12 protein-coding genes are annotated in these 15988 nt (G+C 71.2%); 5 read left to right on the forward strand and 7 right to left on the reverse strand.

All coding sequences use genetic code 11. The features are described from left to right. The first annotated feature begins 58 nt into the window (after positions 1 to 58). Complete coding sequence (locus tag GIS00_RS19865; RefSeq protein ID WP_322098190.1) at positions 59 to 931, forward strand: metal ABC transporter ATP-binding protein; 873 nt, start codon at positions 59 to 61, stop codon at positions 929 to 931. Positions 932 to 1246: 315 nt separating this feature from the next. Beyond that, complete coding sequence (locus GIS00_RS19870) at positions 1247 to 1528, forward strand: hypothetical protein (protein WP_154770146.1); 282 nt, start codon at positions 1247 to 1249, stop codon at positions 1526 to 1528. A 69-nt stretch (positions 1529 to 1597) separates the two neighbouring features. On the opposite strand, the gene GIS00_RS19875 is transcribed toward GIS00_RS19870, so the two are convergent. The 3 genes from GIS00_RS19875 to GIS00_RS19885 all read right to left on the reverse strand — a co-directional run bounded on the left by GIS00_RS19875 (position 1598) and on the right by GIS00_RS19885 (position 3549). Continuing rightward, positions 1598 to 1981: a VOC family protein gene (locus GIS00_RS19875; RefSeq protein ID WP_154770147.1), complete on the reverse strand. Its 384-nt coding sequence runs from the start codon at positions 1979 to 1981 to the stop codon at positions 1598 to 1600. A gap of 37 nt (positions 1982 to 2018) precedes the next feature. Beyond that, positions 2019 to 2270 (reverse strand): helicase associated domain-containing protein, encoded by a 252-nt coding sequence (locus tag GIS00_RS19880; protein ID WP_154770148.1) that lies wholly within the window; start codon positions 2268 to 2270, stop codon positions 2019 to 2021. 220 nt (positions 2271 to 2490) lie between these two features. Then, positions 2491 to 3549 carry an aldose 1-epimerase family protein gene (locus GIS00_RS19885; RefSeq protein WP_154770149.1) on the reverse strand — a complete coding sequence of 353 codons (1059 nt, stop codon included), beginning with the start codon at positions 3547 to 3549 and terminating at the stop codon, positions 2491 to 2493. Positions 3550 to 3693: 144 nt separating this feature from the next. Between GIS00_RS19885 and GIS00_RS19890 the strand changes: the two genes are divergently transcribed. After that, positions 3694 to 4968: a mannosyltransferase family protein gene (locus tag GIS00_RS19890; RefSeq protein WP_154770150.1), complete on the forward strand. Its 1275-nt coding sequence runs from the start codon at positions 3694 to 3696 to the stop codon at positions 4966 to 4968. Between the two features lie 237 nt (positions 4969 to 5205). Here GIS00_RS19890 and GIS00_RS28695 read toward each other — a convergent pair whose 3' ends face one another. Further along, a complete protein-coding gene (locus tag GIS00_RS28695) occupies positions 5206 to 7641 on the reverse strand; it encodes a bifunctional lysylphosphatidylglycerol flippase/synthetase MprF (RefSeq protein ID WP_154770151.1) in 2436 nt (811 codons plus the stop codon). A 415-nt stretch (positions 7642 to 8056) separates the two neighbouring features. On the opposite strand from GIS00_RS28695, the gene GIS00_RS19900 reads away from it, so the two are divergent. Beyond that, positions 8057 to 11293 (forward strand): BTAD domain-containing putative transcriptional regulator, encoded by a 3237-nt coding sequence (locus GIS00_RS19900; RefSeq protein ID WP_196073371.1) that lies wholly within the window; start codon positions 8057 to 8059, stop codon positions 11291 to 11293. 320 nt (positions 11294 to 11613) lie between these two features. Here the strand turns inward: GIS00_RS19900 and GIS00_RS19905 are convergent, their stop codons facing one another. From GIS00_RS19905 to GIS00_RS19915, 3 genes are all read right to left on the reverse strand, one after another. After that, positions 11614 to 12483, reverse strand: a complete 870-nt coding sequence (locus GIS00_RS19905; protein ID WP_196073372.1) for an endonuclease domain-containing protein — start codon at positions 12481 to 12483, stop codon at positions 11614 to 11616. Between the two features lie 797 nt (positions 12484 to 13280). Beyond that, positions 13281 to 14105, reverse strand: a complete 825-nt coding sequence (locus GIS00_RS19910) for an ABC transporter permease (RefSeq protein ID WP_154770154.1) — start codon at positions 14103 to 14105, stop codon at positions 13281 to 13283. Continuing rightward, the gene (locus GIS00_RS19915) at positions 14102 to 15073 is read right to left on the reverse strand and encodes an ATP-binding cassette domain-containing protein (RefSeq protein WP_154770155.1); all 972 of its coding nucleotides are present in this window, start codon (positions 15071 to 15073) and stop codon (positions 14102 to 14104) included. The genes GIS00_RS19910 and GIS00_RS19915 overlap by 4 nt, the downstream gene beginning before the upstream one ends. Positions 15074 to 15214: 141 nt before the next feature. Here GIS00_RS19915 and GIS00_RS19920 point away from each other — a divergent pair, with 141 nt between their 5' ends. Next, on the forward strand, positions 15215 to 15937 hold the full coding sequence (locus tag GIS00_RS19920) for an SDR family NAD(P)-dependent oxidoreductase (RefSeq protein WP_154770156.1): 723 nt from the start codon (positions 15215 to 15217) through the stop codon (positions 15935 to 15937). Positions 15938 to 15988: the final 51 nt, after the last annotated feature.

A 15988-nucleotide genomic window follows, 5' to 3' on the forward strand; every position in this document is an offset into this window, starting at 1 on the left:
GATGTCGTCGTAGCGGGAGGACAAACGTTCCGTTGGTGGAAGAGGAGTGGGATCCAGGGTGAGAAGTTCGGTCGGGCAGGGCATCCGGCTGTCCGGAGTGACAGTGGTGCTGGGGTCGGTGGTGGCGCTCGACACCGTCGATCTGGAGTTGTCGGGCGGGGAGGTGGCGGCGATCGTCGGTGCCAACGGGTCCGGCAAGTCCACCCTGCTCGGCGTGCTGGGTGGCCTGGTCCGGCCGCGATCCGGGGTCGTCCATCGGCCGCCCGGCAGACCGGCGCTGGTGTCGCAGGAGTCCGAGGGGTATCGGCGGTTGCCGATCACGGTCCGACAGACGGTGACGATGGGCCGATGGGCCGAGCGGGGTCGGCTCGGCCGGATCCGCGCCTCCGACCGCGCGATCGTCCAGGGCGCGCTGGAACGCTGCGGACTCGATCAGCTGGCCGATCGCCGACTCGGCGAACTCTCCGGCGGGCAGCGTCAACGGGTGCTGGTCGCCCGGGCACTCGCCCAGCAGTCCGGAGTGATCCTGCTCGACGAACCGACGGCGGCGGCGGACTCCGCCTCCACCGATCTGATCCATCGGCTGTTGCGCGCGGCTGCCGATGCCGGGTGCCTGGTGGTGATCTCTTCACACGATCCCGCGGTCCACGGGATCGCCGATCGGACGGTCGTGCTCGACTACGGTCGCGTGACGACCGAGACGCCACGGAAATGCGGGACAGCTCGACCGGCTGGTGCCGTCCCTCCGATCAACACCGAGCCGCCGACCGCTGCGGTACCTACGATCGGCCCCGAAGCACCCTCCGACGCCCGGCTGACACACGCCGCCGGCACGCACGAGGAGTTCGGCCCGAATACCGACGCCGGCGCGACCGAGCCCGGTCCGCCGGAAGCGCCGACGGTCAGTCGACCGGCAGCAGCGCCCCGCTGAAGGTCCGGTGGAACCGGCAACCGAGGAGGCAGCGCAAACGCCGGCCCTCGACCCGGCGGGCGAACTCGTCGCCGGACCTCCGCACCATGTGTGTGTCCTGCAGCAGCTGCCCACCGCAGCTCGGACAGCTCCGCCCGGAGTCCACCCATGTCACCGTCATGCACCTCGCCCAGCTCGTCCTCCCGGAGGTCTGCTCCCGTCCGAGACCACCAATCTGTCCGGTCCGTCACACGAAGACCAGTTCTGCGCAGGAGTTGTCACCGAGGTGTCGCTGGATGTTCATGCCGGCGCATCGAGGGAGGTTAGGGTTGTGCCATGGCACTGCGCTCCTACCGGGTCACCGTCGAACTCACCGTCCTCGTCGATGACGAGGAGATCGCCGCCCGTGCGGCGGCCGAGCTCGGAGTGCTCGCGCACGGCGGCCGCACCGCGCCCGACGGCACTGCCCCGGCGCGGGCCATCGAGGTGGACCCGCAGGAGGCCGTCGAGCTCATGGTGTGCCGCGCGATGAGTGCACCGCTGCGCCGCGAGGTCCCGGAGATCGTCTCCTCGACCGCGCGCAGCGTGGCAGCCGCGCCGGCCGCAGCCGGTCGCTGACACCAGCAGCGGTCTTCCGGCGCCGACCCCCTGGGGCCGGCTGCCGGTCAGCGGCGCTGACCTGGCCGTTCAGCCCGCGGGCGGATGCTCGCCCAGGCAGAACAGGTTGCCCTCCGGATCGGTGAGCGTGGTCCACTGGATCCACGGCACCTCGTCGAGCACGTCCCACTTGCGTTCCGCCCCGAGCCCGACGATCCGCTGCACCTCGGATTCCCGCGTGCCCCAGGGCACGGTCAGGTCGAGATGGTGGATCTGTCGCTCCGGTCTGCCCTCGCCCAACGGCTGGAAGAACATCGGCAGCCCGCCAGGGGCGTCGCTGTTCAGGATCATGCAGCCCTCCGGGCCGGGGCTCAGCACGCCGCCCACGGCGCCCGCCCAGAATTCCGCCAGGCGGACCGGATCGGCCGCCTCCATGTTCATCGCCGCCAGCGTGACCTTCGGTGTGGTGTCCATGACGGGACGGTAGCGACCGGCACCGACAGCCGCAGGATCAGCGGCGTCCCCGCCACTGCGGCAGGTCGCGGTCCAGCCGCTCGGCGCGTTCCTGCGGGAGCAACTGGTTCTTCAGGTCCGAGCGCTGGTTGGAGAGCCAGTAGCCGAGACGACGTTCCTCCGGCGCGAGGGTCTGGGTCTGGCGGGGCAGATGTCCGTGCTCGGCGACGAACTCGACGACACTCTGCAACCGACGGGCCCAGGTCTCGTCGTCCGGGCGGAACCCCTGGCGGCGCGGCTCTTCGTTCACACCGTGTGACTACCGCCGTCACGGTGTCTTGAATCCTGCGCGTTGCGGAATCCCCCGATGGTTGGTGGGAGGTCCTCGGAGCGAACCCGGGGTGAACGGTCGAACCTCGCAGCGGATCGCGAAAGCGACACTTCGCCGTCACCCGGTCCCCGCTCCCGCGCGCCCGATCGATGCAGCTGCATACTCCGATCGGGCGGGCCGAACGTTCCCGAACGCCGGATCAGCCGTGACCGAAGCGCAGCACCGTCGAGTACCGTCGCTCCTCGCCGTCCCCGAGCCAGATCATCGCACCGTCGTCGCGGGCCGCCTGGTCGCCGGCGGCATGGTGGGTCGCCGGTTCCAGACCCACCGCGTACGCGCCCTCGCGCAGGTGCAGCCATTGGAAGAAGCAGGGCAGCTGTGCGGGATCGACATCCACGTGGAAGGACAGGCCCAACCGGTCGTTCACGATCCCGGCCCGCACCCGCCCGTCGGCGTCCGGCCGCAACTCGTGTTCGTAGACCTGCTCGAGCGCGCCGGGCACCGGTGCGGACAGAACACGGTGGTCGAGTCCCTGCTCACGGACACTGTCGGTCTCCCACAGGGTGCGTGCCACCGCCGCGTCCAGGCGGCTGCCCTCGTCCACCAGCGGCCAGCCGACGTTGACGTGGTAGAGGAACATGTGGGGCGTCGGATCGAAACCGCGGTTCACCACCCGGTCGGTCATCCGGATGTCCGAGCCGTCCAGGTCCACCTCGTAACGGCGGTGCAGCACCAGGTGCTCGCCGAACACGGCGGCCTGCACGATCTCCGCCTCCGCCCAGAGCACGCAGCCGGTGTCCGTCCAGTCCTGCCCGTAACCGATCAGCCGGGCCGGGATCCGGGCGATGCGGCCGTGGATCGGGTGTCGCACGGTGGGCCGTGCCGGGTAGCGGTACTGGGATGCGTCCACCGTCTGCGCGGACATGATGTGGTCGAGGCCGCCGGTCACCAGCAGCCCGTTCATCCCGCGCAACGGCATCAGCGCGTCGTCATCGGTGTCGGCGAATCGGGGATCGACGACGCCGGTCGGGGACTGCCATCCGATGCTGCATCCGTCGAACTCGGCCGCCCCGATGTCGAAGGCGCGGTCGATGAGCACCTCGAACCGCAGACCCGCCGCCGTCCGGAACTCGAGGACGCGGACACCACGCTCCGAGCCGTCGTCCAGCACCACGGCACGCACCCCGCCGGCCGCGGCCGTCGATCCTGCCCGGCGGCGCAGCTCGCGCCGGTCCAGGTCCTGTCCGTGCAGCAGCATGCCGTCGGATCCGTTCTGCTCGTACGCGCGCCGACCGGGTGCCGCCGCGCCGCCGGTGCATTGTGACGGCAGGCCGTGTCCGGGCGCCGTCGAGGGTCTCGCGGATCACCCGGATCGAACCGGCTGCTCTCCTAGAGTGTCCTGGTGCCCGCGACCTCCCGACCTCTGCCGGCCGGGCGGCCGGGCGGTCGGCCGGGCGGGGCGCGGGCCGTGGGGGAGCGTGCCCTGACGATCCTGGACCGTTGGACCGCGCCACCGCGGACCCCGGGGTCGGGTCGCTCCGACCTCACCTCGTTCCCGCCGATCCGGTCGCACCCGCTGGAACGGGTGCTGCTGCGCCTCGTCCCGCTGATGGTCTACGCGGCGGGCCAACTGCTCACCCTGGCGATGGTCGGTTGGGTCGCCGACCAGCGTGGTCGGCCGGTCCGGGAGACCCTGCTCAGCTGGGACGCCCAGCACTTCGTCGAACTGGCCGAGCAGGGCTACACCTGGGGAACGGGCAAGGAGGTCATCAACTCACCGGCCTTCTTCCCCGGGATGCCCGGGCTGATCCGGCTGGTCAACGCGATCACCGACTGGTCCTACGAGACCAGCGGGTACGTGGTCAGCGGGCTCGCCGCGATCGCCTTCGTCTACGGGCTGATGTGGCTCTCCCGCTACCTGGTCGGTGGCGGGCCGACGACCGGACTGGTGTTGGTCGCACTGGTCGCCATCAGCCCGATCTCCATCGCGCTGCTGATGATCTACACCGAGGCGTTGTTCTGCGCCCTCGCCGTGTGGGGCCTGATCAGCGTGCTCGAACGGCGCTGGATCACCGCCGGGATCTTCGCCCTGGCCGCGGGACTCGTCCGGCCGACCGGTGCGGCGCTGGCCGGCATGGTGATCCTGATGGCGGTCATCGCGTTCGTCCGCGGCCCGCGCAGCTGGCGGATGGTGGTCGGGGCGTTGCTGGCCCCGCTCGGACTCGTCGGGTACATCGCCTACGTCGGCTGGCGGATCGGCAGCTGGAACGCCTGGTTCGTCGCGCAGACCAACGGCTGGAACACCAACTTCGACTGGGGTGCCGCGACCTGGCGCTTCATCAAGAGCGCGCTCATCACCGCGCCGGCCGTGCTGGACCTGGTGGTGGTGGCGACCGTCGCCGCGTCGCTGGTGCTGCTCGTCCTGCTGCTCGTGCAGCAGCGCAACCTGCTGCTCGGCGGGTACGCCGGGCTCGTCATCGCCAGCAACATCGGCTCCGACGGCATCATGAACTCCAAGGTCCGGTTGATGATCCCGGCCTTCACCCTGATGATCCCCGTCGCCGTCTGGCTCGCCCGCCAGCGCCCCCTCGTCATCGCACTGATCCTCGGCCCCTACCTGCTCCTCGGAACCTGGTACAGCGCCTACGGTTTGGTCATCTACGGCTACGCGATTTAGTTGGTGAGCCGGGGCTCACGGGCCGTTCGTCCTGTGAGGGATCGCGGGAGCTGTGCTTCTCGCTCGTTCCTCGCTGCGATGCTCGCTCCCTCGATCCCGGACGAACGGCCAGGGGTCACCTCGATCCCGGACGAACGGCCGGTGGTCACCAGGGTCCCGGACGAACCGCGGGGGTGCCGCTAACGCGACGAGCGACCGGCCCCGGGGAGGGAACGGTCGCTCGTCGGGCAGTTCGGATCAGGCGTGCTGGGGCTGCTTGTGACGCAGGCCGCGGAGGAGCATGGCCGCCTGGCGGGTGTCGAGGTTGGGCAGGTAGGCGCGGCCGATGGCCAGGGAGATCATGGCCAGGTCCATCGGGCCGGCGTAGACCAGGTAGACCGGGCGGAACTCCGGGTGGAACTTCGCCTTGAAGGACATCAGCGAACGGAAGCCGTAGGTCGGCTCCAGCAGGGTGGACATGGTGTCCAGGGTGCGGTCGAGAACGGTGCGCCGGCCGGTGATCTGGGTGCGGCGGGCGAGCGGCGCGACGGACAGGCTGACGCTTTCGTAGCCCTCCGCCTGGAACGCCATGGCGCTCTCGGCGATCAGGAAGTCCATCACCGGGCGGAACCCGCCGGGGGAGCGGCGCATGAGATCGAGGGTCCAGCCGACGACCTCGCCGTCACGGTGCACCGGCAGCCAGGTGGTGATGCCGTGCACCACACCGTCGGCGTCCAGCGCCACGTGCGTCCGGATCTCCGGGTCCAGCGCATGACTGACAGTACCCAGGGTGAAACCCATTTCCGGCAGCGCCTTCTGGGACACCCACTCGCCGGAGATCCGCTCGATCTGTGACCGCAGCTCGTCCGGGAACTCGGTGAGCCGGCCCATCTCCATCCGCACGCCGTCACGCTTCGCGTGGTTGCGCGCGGTCCGGATGTCCTGCCAGGACTTGCCCTTGAACTCCAGGCCCCGCAGGTCCATCACGGTGTCCTCGCCGATCTGCGTCGACCGCAGACCCTCGGCGGCCCGGACCAACGCGGGCGTCGCGGCGAACCAGCACGGCGTCCAGCCGGCGTAGGCGCAGAACTGGCGGAAATCGCGCACTGCGGCGGGGAAGTCGGCCTCGCGGCCGACCGGGTCGCCGATGGCGATGGCCACCGTACCGACCACGCAGTAGGAGATGGCGGTCTGCCCGTCGCGGCTGGTCCAGGTGGTGAACGCCGGCCAGGTCCGCATCCAGCCCAGCGACCCGCCGCCGTACTGGCGGATCAGCGCGCCGATGACCTCGCGGGGCCGGGCATCCGGACCGCGGTCCGCGTACAGCCACGGCACCAGAAGGCCGATCAGCGTCAGCGCCCAGGCGATCTCGGCCGCACCGAGCAGTGCGCGGGTGGCGCCGTTGGTCGGCCGCAGCGGTCCGGAGCCGAAGGTGAAGCGGGACATGGTCTCCCGCAGCGAGTCCAGCATGTCGGGGGCCGGCGACAGGTGCGCGCGCAGCAGGAACAGCATGGTCATCCAGACCACCCCGAAGGTGACCACCGCGGCGGCACCCCGGACGATCCAGCGCTTGGCGAAACCGTTGGGGGTGCGCCACTTCCAGGCGTTCCGGTAGACGAGCAGCAGCAGCAGGACGGCGCCGGCGGACAGCACGTCCGGGATCCGGACCGGTCCACGCAGGTTGACCAGCGAGTTGACCAGGATGATCGCGGTGCCCGCGGTGGCCAGCCACCAGGCGGCGGCGCGGCCACGGCGCAGTCCGTCGGCGACCAGCAGGGCCACCACCAGCTCGCCGATCATCAGCGCCATGCCGTGCAGCGGGGCGTGCGTCGGGACGCCGGCGCCGAACAGGCCGCCGATCCCCGGGTACATCGTCTCGATCAGGTTGGCCAGGGCGACCGCGGTCAGCACCAGGGCGACGAAGGCGCGGACCTGCAGCGCCACCGGACGCCCGGCGGTCGGGCGCTCCAGACGACGGCCGATCAAGGCCGGGCCGGCCAGCACACCGGCGGTGAAGGCGAGCAGGTGCGAGAGGTCCCACAGCAGTCCGGACTTCAGCAGCAGCACGATCAGGAAGGCGGCCGCGGCGACGCGGACCCGGCGGCGCCACTCCGGGGTCAGGAAGGCGGTGGCCGCACCGGCGACGCCGAGCGCACCGGCGGTCAGGCCGAGGTCGACCTGCTGGGCAGCGGCGACGGCCCACGGCCAGGACGAATCGGCGACCGGGAGCAGCAGCGCGGCGGCGCCGACGGTGCCGATCAGCTGGGTGCCGATCAGTGCGACGGCGGCGCGCAGGTGACCGGCGCGGCGCTCGAAGGCGCCCAGGCCGACGACCAGGACCACCGCCAGCAGCAGGTAGTGCTCGGGCCGCGGCTCCAGGAACGCCCCGGTGAGGAAGGTCCACCAGTGGCCGTCCTGCAGGGCCGGGGTGCCGTAGGAATGGGCGAGCAGGGTGCCGGTCTCGGCGGGCAGCGGTCGCCACAGGGTGGTGGTGAGGCCGCCGGCGACCAGCAGCAGGGCCAGGGCCGCAAGGGTGACCGGGATGCGGCGAGCGCCGCGTCCGGTGATCCCCGCGACCAGCGCGATCCGGGTGCGTGCGACGGCGAACCGTGAGGGTCCGGCCGGCGGCGCGGTCACGGGTGCAGCAGGATCCGGCGTCTCCAGGACACCGGTCGTGCTCAGCGGGCGTGACATCGTGCTTCTCCTGTGGTCGGGGCGCCGCGGCCTGCGGCTCCGTTCGGTGGCCCAGGTAGGACGCAGCATGCGGCCTTCCTGATCCATCTCCAGCACACTTTTCGGACGGACAGCCCGAAAGGGCCCGGAAACCACACTCCGGGGGTGGTGCTGGCCCCACCTCTGTCCGTTCGATGTCTGGACGTGCGAAAACTCCCGTGATCACGGGAGTCGGAGGGTTCGAAGATCGTTTTCGCCCGGTCGGGAACGCGCCGTCACCGGCGGTGATCCGCGGTCGGGTCCGTCCACTGTCCTGTCACTCCGGGGAGTGGCGCCGGGGTCGGGCGGGTGCTGCGGGGCGTGACGGTCACCGGCAGTGCCGGGCTGGCTGCGGTGCGGCAACCGGATCGGGCGAGGGATCTGGGACAGTGGGCCGGTGCCCGCAGCCCTCCGGATCGCCGTTCTGGGTCCGGTCGAGGTGACCCTCGCCGGCAGCCCCACGACGGTGGCCGGCACCCGGCTGCGGCGGCTGCTGCTCCGGTTGGCCGTCGACCCGGGCGCGGTGGTCGGCGCGGGCGAGCTCACCGACGCGGTCTGGCCCGAGGACCGTCCGGCCGATGCCGGCAACGCACTCCAGACACTGGTGTCGCGGCTCCGCCGGGCGTTCGGCGACACCGGCGCGGTGCTGCAGCTTTCCGGGGGCTATCGGCTCGACCTCGATCCGGAGGACGTCGACGCGGTCCGGTTCGGCCGGCTGGCCGTCGCCGGTCATGCCGCGCTGGTCTCCGGCGACCCGTCCGGCGCGGCCGAGGCGTTGCGGGAGGCCGACCGGCTGTGGCGGGGCGAGCCGTACCTCGACGCTGCCGGGTCCGACTTCGCCGAGCGTGCGGTGGCCAGGTTGGTGGACGTCCGGCTGGACGCGCTCGCCGACCTCTTCCAGGCCGAGCTCGAGCTCGACCGGGCCGCGGAGATCGTGGGGCGCCTCGAGGCGGTCGCCGCCGACGAACTGCTGCGGGAGCGGTTCACCGCACTGCTGATGTCGGCGCTGGCCGCCCTCGGCCGGACCGCCGAGGCCCTGGCCGCCTACGAGCGGCTGCGTCGGCACCTGGCCGACGAACTCGGCGTCGACCCCGGGCCGGAGGTGCAGGCCCGGCACCTGGCGTTGCTCCGCGGGGAGCCGACGCCGGACCAGCGGCGTGGACCCGCCACGAACCTGCGGTCGGAGTTCACCAGCTTCCTGGGCCGCGAGGCGGAGCTGGAGCGGGTGTCGTCGCTGATCGCCGAGCACCGGCTGACCACGATCGTCGGCCCGGGTGGTGCCGGCAAGACCCGGCTCGCCGGCCAGGCGGCGCTTCCCCTGGCCGATCGACTGCGCAGCGGTGTGTGGATGGTCGAGCTGGCGCCGGTCGGCGAGGCCGAGGGTGTTCCGGTGGCCGTGCTCGACGCGCTCGGCGCCCGCGCCGCCCGCCTGATGGAACCGGTGAATCGTGACATCCCGCAACGGGATTCGCGGCAGCGGCTGCTCACCCAGCTGCACGACGCCGACTGCCTGCTGGTCATGGACAACTGCGAGCATCTGCTGGAACCGGCCGCCCAACTGATCGCCGAGATCCTCGCCCGCTGTCCCGGGGTGCGGGTGCTCGCCACCAGCCGGGAGCCGCTGGGCATCGTCGGCGAAGCACTGTGTGTCGTGCCGCCGCTCGCGCTTCCGGCCGAGGGGGCCGACGTGGCGTCCGCGTTGGGGTCGCCGGCGGTGCAGCTGCTCGTCGAGCGTGCGTCGGCGGTGAGTGCGGACTTCGCGGTCGACGACGCGACTGTCGCCGACATCGTCCGTGTCGTCAGGCGTCTCGACGGCATGCCACTGGCGATCGAGCTCGCCGCGGCCCGGCTCCGGCTGCTGCCGATCTCCGAGATCGCCGTCCGGCTGGGTGACCGGTTCCGGCTGCTGAGCGGTGGGAACCGCGCTGCCCTGCCGCGGCACCGGACCCTGCGGGCGGTGGTGGAGTGGAGTTGGGACCTGCTCGGCGACGACGAGCGGTTGCTCGCGGAACGGCTCGCGGTGTTCCCGGCGGGTGCGACACCTCCTGCCGCGGCGGAGGTCTGCGGCCGGGACGGGCTGGACCCGGCCGACGTGCCCGACCTGCTGCTGGCGCTGGCCGACAAGTCGCTGCTGCAGCCGTCCGGCCCCGGCGTGCGCTACCGGATGCTGGAGACGATCCGCGAGTACGGCGTCGAGCAACTGGTGCTGCGCGGTGAGGTGACCGAGGTGCGCGACGCGCACGCGCGGTACTTCCGGGAGTTGGTCGCCGAGCAGGACCCGTTGCTGCGCACCGCGGATCAGCTCCCGGCGCTGGCCACCTTCGCCGCCGAACGGGAGAACATCCTGGTCGCGCTGCGGCATCTCGGCGACTCCGGTGCGGTGTCCGAAATGCTGGACATGGTCCTCGGCCTGTTCTGGTACTGGACGCTGATCGGCTCGCACTCCGAGGCCGCGGTCTGGGCCGATTTCGTGCTGGACGCCACCACCGGCTCCCACGACCCGCGGCGGGTGCTGCTCGAGGCCGGCCGGGTGGTCACCATGGTCGCGGGTGGTGCGGATCCGGATCCGGACGTGAACGGACCGGCCCGGGGCTGGCAGATCTGGCAGCCGAAGCTGGTCGAGGTGGTGGACAAGCTGGTCGAGGTCGGGTCGGACTGGGACCACCCGATGGCACAGCTGATGACCCCGGTCCTGGCCTACTTCGCCGGCGACGAGGACCGCGGGAAGGTGTTGGCGGACAAGGTTCTCGCCGACGGGGACCTCTGGGTGCGGTCCGCGTTGCTGACCATGCGGGCCGGTTTCGCCGAGAACTACGGCGCCATCGACGACATGCTGGCCGACGCGCAGGCCGGGTACGAGGGGTTCGTGCAGATCGGCGACCGATGGGGGATGGCCAGCGCGCTGTCGACCCGCGGGGTCGCCCATCTGATGGAGGGCGACCACGAGCGAGCCGCCGCCGACCTGCACCTGGCGCTGGAGTACCAGCAGATGATCGGTGCCACCGACGACGACCTGATGCTGCGCATGCGGATCGCCGACCTGCGCTGGCGGGCAGGGGATCTCGACGGTGCGCTGGAGGAGATCCGGGCGGCGCGGGCGCTGCGCGACGGGCAGCCCGCCTACGTCGAGCGCATGTGGTTCCTCGAGGCGACCGAGGCCTCCCTGGTGCTCGCTTCGGGCCGGGTCGACGAGGCGGTCGCGCTGATGACCCGGCTGCGCGCCGCCATCGCCGGACAGGGTCGTGACCACCCGATGTACGGCCATATGGCGGCGATCCTCGGCGCCACCGCCGCCACCATCTCCGCCGCGGCCGGCGACCTCGACACCGCGTCGGCCGACCTGCGTCTCGCCTATCGGGAGGGCGTGCCGACCCACGACCAGCCGGTCATCGCCGCCGTGGGTGTCGCCATCGCCGGCTACTTCCTTGCCCTCGGTGACGCCTCCCGTTCCGCGCGGGCGCTCGGGGCTTCCGCCCGGATCCGGGGGAGTGACAATGCCGGTGACCCAGCTGTTGTCGATGTCCGGACCCGACTCCTCGCCGTCCTTGCCTCCGACGTCTTCGACCGTCTCTACGCCGACGGCAAGTCCCTCGACCTCCCCGCCGCCATCGCCCTCCTCGACCCCTCCGCCTGACTTCTGCTGCGGCGGGGGACCAACCGGGAGGAGTGGGGTCTGCGAGGCGCCGTCCTTCTACTTGGGGCCGTTTGCCGACACTGGTTGTCGGTGAACGGACCGGGAGGGACAGGCAGGGAGGGAGTGGGGGTCTGCGAGGCGCCGTCTCTCCGTTCGGGCCGTCTGCCGACACTGGTTGTCGGTGAACGGACCGGGAGCGGCTGGCCTTGGGGTCTGGGCGGTTCGGTCGGCGCCGTCTCGATGTTCGGGCCGTTTGCCGACAGTGGTTGTCGGTGAACGGACCGGGAGGGCGGCGGCAGTCGGAGAGATGTCGCTCAGGATCACCTGACCGAAGAACGCAGTACCGCTGTACTGATCTCGGCGACGACCTGCTCGGGGCTGCGAGTCAGTTGGTACCAGGTGTACCGAAGGACCGTCCAGCCGGCCACCATGAAGGCGTTCTGTCGCCACCTGTCCTTCTCGAAGCGCTCAGGATCCGAATGGAAGGCCCATCCGTCGATCTCGATTGCCACGCGTTGGCGGAGGAATGCCAGGTCAGGCAGGTAGGTGGCGTTCGCCAATCGCACCTCCGGGTTGATCTGCCACCCGGTGATACCTGCGGCTCGGAGGAGCCGGTGACAGATCCGCTCCGACTCCGCATGGGCGCCGTCCGCGGCTGTCGCGAGCAGACGTGTGGCGGCCGGGCTGCCACGGCGGCGACCCCACTCGTCGTGGGCGGCCGCCACCAGGTCGAGGGGAAGACCGCGCAGCAGCGCACGATCGAACATCTCCACCCCTTGTTCGCCCATCTCGACGGCACCGTCCAGCGCGGCGATGGTCTTGGGCACGACGGCGATCCCCTTGACGCGCACGACGTCCTTGATCGGGTAGTCGCGTCGGACCACCGCGATTCCGTCCTGTGCCCGGAGATGGCGGTTCCGCGGAATGATCAGCGTGATCATCGGGGGTTCGAGATCCGTGCAGCCCCACCACCAGGCTGCTGCCCATCCCGAGATCGCCGAGGGCGAGCCGGCCCAGAGTGCCGTGGCCCGGATCGCTGACCTCATGCTCGGTTCGACGACGGCCGACCGGTAGACGGACGGACGAACCTGTACCCAAGTGCCGACCCGCACGCGGTAGTCGATCTGGCGCTCCGTCATCCCGCAACGCACTGCCTGGGCACGCCCGATCAGCCCGTCCTGTGTGCGCATCACGTTGTGCGCTGCTTGTTCCCCCATGAGGGCAGCATTGCCGACTCCGGGCCTCACCCCGCGAAGCTGTCCACATTGCCGAGGTCAGCTCCACTTCCGCAACGGTGGACTTCGAAGACCACGGTCGAGCGGCGCGGCGGACCCAGCATTCTGCACGCCGAGCTCCACACGGGTGTGCGACCCGAAGAGAATGCGCCCCCGAACAACCGAGCCGTCGACGTCGGCCGTGCGGCACCACTTGTTCGTGGGCCGGATGCCGACAGTGGTTGTAGGTAGTCGGCCCGACGGTGAGATCGCCTGTCCGGCAGTCGTTCAGGGGTGGGTAGTCAGTGGTTCTGGCCGGGGGTCCCGAGCTGTCGTGGGCCGGATGCCGACAGTGGGTGTAGGTAGTCGGCCCGGTGGTGAGATCTCCTGTGCGGCTGTCGTTCAGGGGTGGGTAGCCGGTGGTTCTGGCCGGGGGTCCCGAGCTGTCGTGGGCCGGATGCCGACAGTGGTTGAGGGTAGTCGGCCCGGTGGTGAGATCTCCTGTGCGGCTGTCGTTCAGGGGTGGGTAGCCGGTGGTTCTGGGAGCGGCGCCTGGCTCTCGTGGGCCGGATGCCGACAGTGGCTGTAGGCACACGGCCCGGCAGTAGGTCTTGTGCTCAGTCCCACGCCGCGGCCGACGATCTCGGCCGCCACAACCGCCCCGCCACGCCGCACCGACCCACCCCGCCCACCCCACCGCCACCCACCCGCGCCCGAACGCCGAACGGGCCGAACCCGGCAGAGGGTCGGCCCGTCGGCAGAAGGAGAAGGAGTCAGGCCCGACGGCGGTAGCCGCGGAGGGCGAGGGGGACGAAGACGACGAGGAGGACGGCCATCCAGCCGAGGGTCCACCAGAGGTTCTCGGCGACCGGGCCGCCGACCATCAGGCCGCGGACGGTGGAGACGAGGTGGGAGATGGGGTTGACGTTGACGAATGCCTGCAGCCAGCCGGGCATGGTGTCGGTCTGGACGAAGGTGTTGGAGCCGAAGGAGAGCGGCAGCACCAGCAGGAACATGATGCCCTGCACGGCGCCGGCGGTCCGGGCGATCATGCCGACGAACACCGAGATCCAGCAGAAGCAGAGGGCGAAGGCGATGGACAGGCCGACCGCGGCGACCGCTGCGAGGAAAGATGTCTCGACGCGGAAGCCCATCAGGTAGCCGACGCCCAGGGTGATCACGCAGAGGATCAGGTAGCGGGCGAAGTCGGCGACCACCGCGCCGACCAGCGGCGCGGACCGGGCGATGGGCAGCGACCGGAACCGGTCGAAGACGCCCTTCTCGATGTCGGCATTGAGGTTCTGGCCGAGCGCGACGCCCGCCATCGCGATGGACTGGCCGAGCAGGCCGGGCAGCAGGAACTGCAGGTAGGTCGCCTGGGACCCGCCGGCGATCGCGCCTCCGAAGATGTAGGTGAACAGCAGCAGGAAGATGACCGGCTGGATGGTGACGTCGATCAGGGCTTCCGGCGTCCGCCAGGTCTTGATCAGGCTGCGTTTCGCGAGGGCACCGACGTGGCGCAGGAACGAGAGCGAGCTGCCCTCGGTGGAGGTGGTGGTGGCGACGGGGGTCGCGGGACGCGACAGGGTGGTGGTCATGCTGCCCTCCCGGAATCAGCAGTGGTGTCGGAGGTTTCGGCCGAGTGTCCGGTGAGGGTCATGAAGACCTCGTCCAGACTCGGCAGGTGGAGCGACATCTCGAGGACCGGGATGTTCTCCGCGGCCAGTGCGGCGACGACGGCGGGCAGGGCGGACTCGTCGGGCACCGGGACGGACAGCTTGTCCCGCCCGGAGACCTCCGGGCGCCCGGAGCCGATACCGGCCAGCAGGGAACGGACGTCGTCGAGCCGCGCCGGATCGGACGGCCGCACCTCGATGCGGTGACCGCCGATGACCCGCTTCAGGCCGTCCGGGGTGTCGTGGGCGATGACCCGGCCGGCGTCGATGACGCTGATCCGGTCGGCCAGCGCATCCGCCTCCTCCAGGTACTGGGTGGTCAGCAGCACGGTCGAACCGTCGTCGACCAGCCGCCGCACCACGTCCCACATGTCCTCGCGCTTGGCCGGGTCGAGTCCGGTGGTCGGCTCGTCGAGGAAGATCACCTGCGGCCGGCCGACAAGGCTGGCCGCCAGGTCGAGGCGGCGGCGCATGCCGCCGGAGTAGGTCTTGGCGGTGCGTCCGGACGCGGCGGTCAGGTCGAACCACTCGAGCAGCTCGCCGGCCCGGGCCTTCGCATCCCGGCTCGACAGGTTCAGCAGGGTGCCGATCAGCACCAGGTTCTGCATGCCGGTCAGGTCCTCGTCGACCGAGGCGTACTGGCCGGTGAGGCCGATGGTCCTCCGCACCTGGTGCGCGTCGCGGATGACGTCGTAACCGGCGACCCGGGCGGATCCCGAGTCGGGCTTGAGCAGGGTGGCCAGGACGCGGACGGACGTGGTCTTGCCGGCGCCGTTGGGGCCGAGTACACCCAGGACGGTGCCGGCCTCCGCGGACAGGCTCACCCCGTCCAGGGCTTGGGTGGTGCCGAAGCGCTTGCGCAGATCCTCGGCCTCGATGATGGGAGTCATGATGTCTCCTCCTTCGTGGTCGCGGGCCGGGTCCGGCCCTGTTGGGATCGATGGTGCGCGGGGCCGCTGGCATGCGGCTGACACGGCGCTGACAGCGAAAGCCTCCCGGCCCGCTGCCGATGACAGCGATCAAGGAACCCGATGAACCCGCAGGTCACGGCCGTCACCGGCGGTGGACGCGGGATCGGGGCTGCCATCGTCCGGCAGCTCGCCGCGGACGGGCACCGGGTGGCGATCGGCTACCGCGACGACGAAGCGTCCGCGCGGCGGCTCGCGGAGGAGGTCGGTGACGGCGCGATCGCGGTCCGCGCCGACGTCACCGATGCCGGATCCGTCGAGGACTTCCTCGCCGCCGCGGCGTCCCTCGGTCCGCTGACCGGGGTGGTGGCGAACGCCGGTGCGACCCTGCACGTCGGGCCACTCGCCGACACCCCGGTCGAGGTGATCGGGAAGGTGCTCGACGTCAACCTGCTCGGGGTGGTGCTGACCTGCCGGGCCGCCGCCCGGGTGCTGGGCCCCGGCGGTGCGATCGTCACCATCTCCTCGGCCGCCGCGACGATCGGCTCGCCGGGGGAGTACGTGCACTACGCCGCCGCCAAGGCCGGGGTCGAGGCGCTGACCGTCGGGCTGGCCAAGGAGCTCGGGCCGCGGTCGATCCGGGTGAACTGCGTGGCGCCGGGGACCGTGCGCACCGGGATCCACGCGGACGCCGGTGATCCGGGGCGGCCGGACCGGGTGGCCGCGCGGGTCCCGCTGGGCCGGGTGGCAGAGCCCGACGAGATCGCCCCGGCCGTGGCCTTCCTGCTCGGGCCGGGTTCCGGGTTCGTGACCGGAGCGGTGCTGCGGGTGGCCGGCGGGCTTTGAGTCGCGACCGACCGCGAACCCACACATGCCCGGTTGTGCCCGGATCCCACC

The organism is Nakamurella alba, from assembly GCF_009707545.1.
In the GTDB taxonomy this organism is placed as follows: domain Bacteria; phylum Actinomycetota; class Actinomycetes; order Mycobacteriales; family Nakamurellaceae; genus Nakamurella; species Nakamurella alba.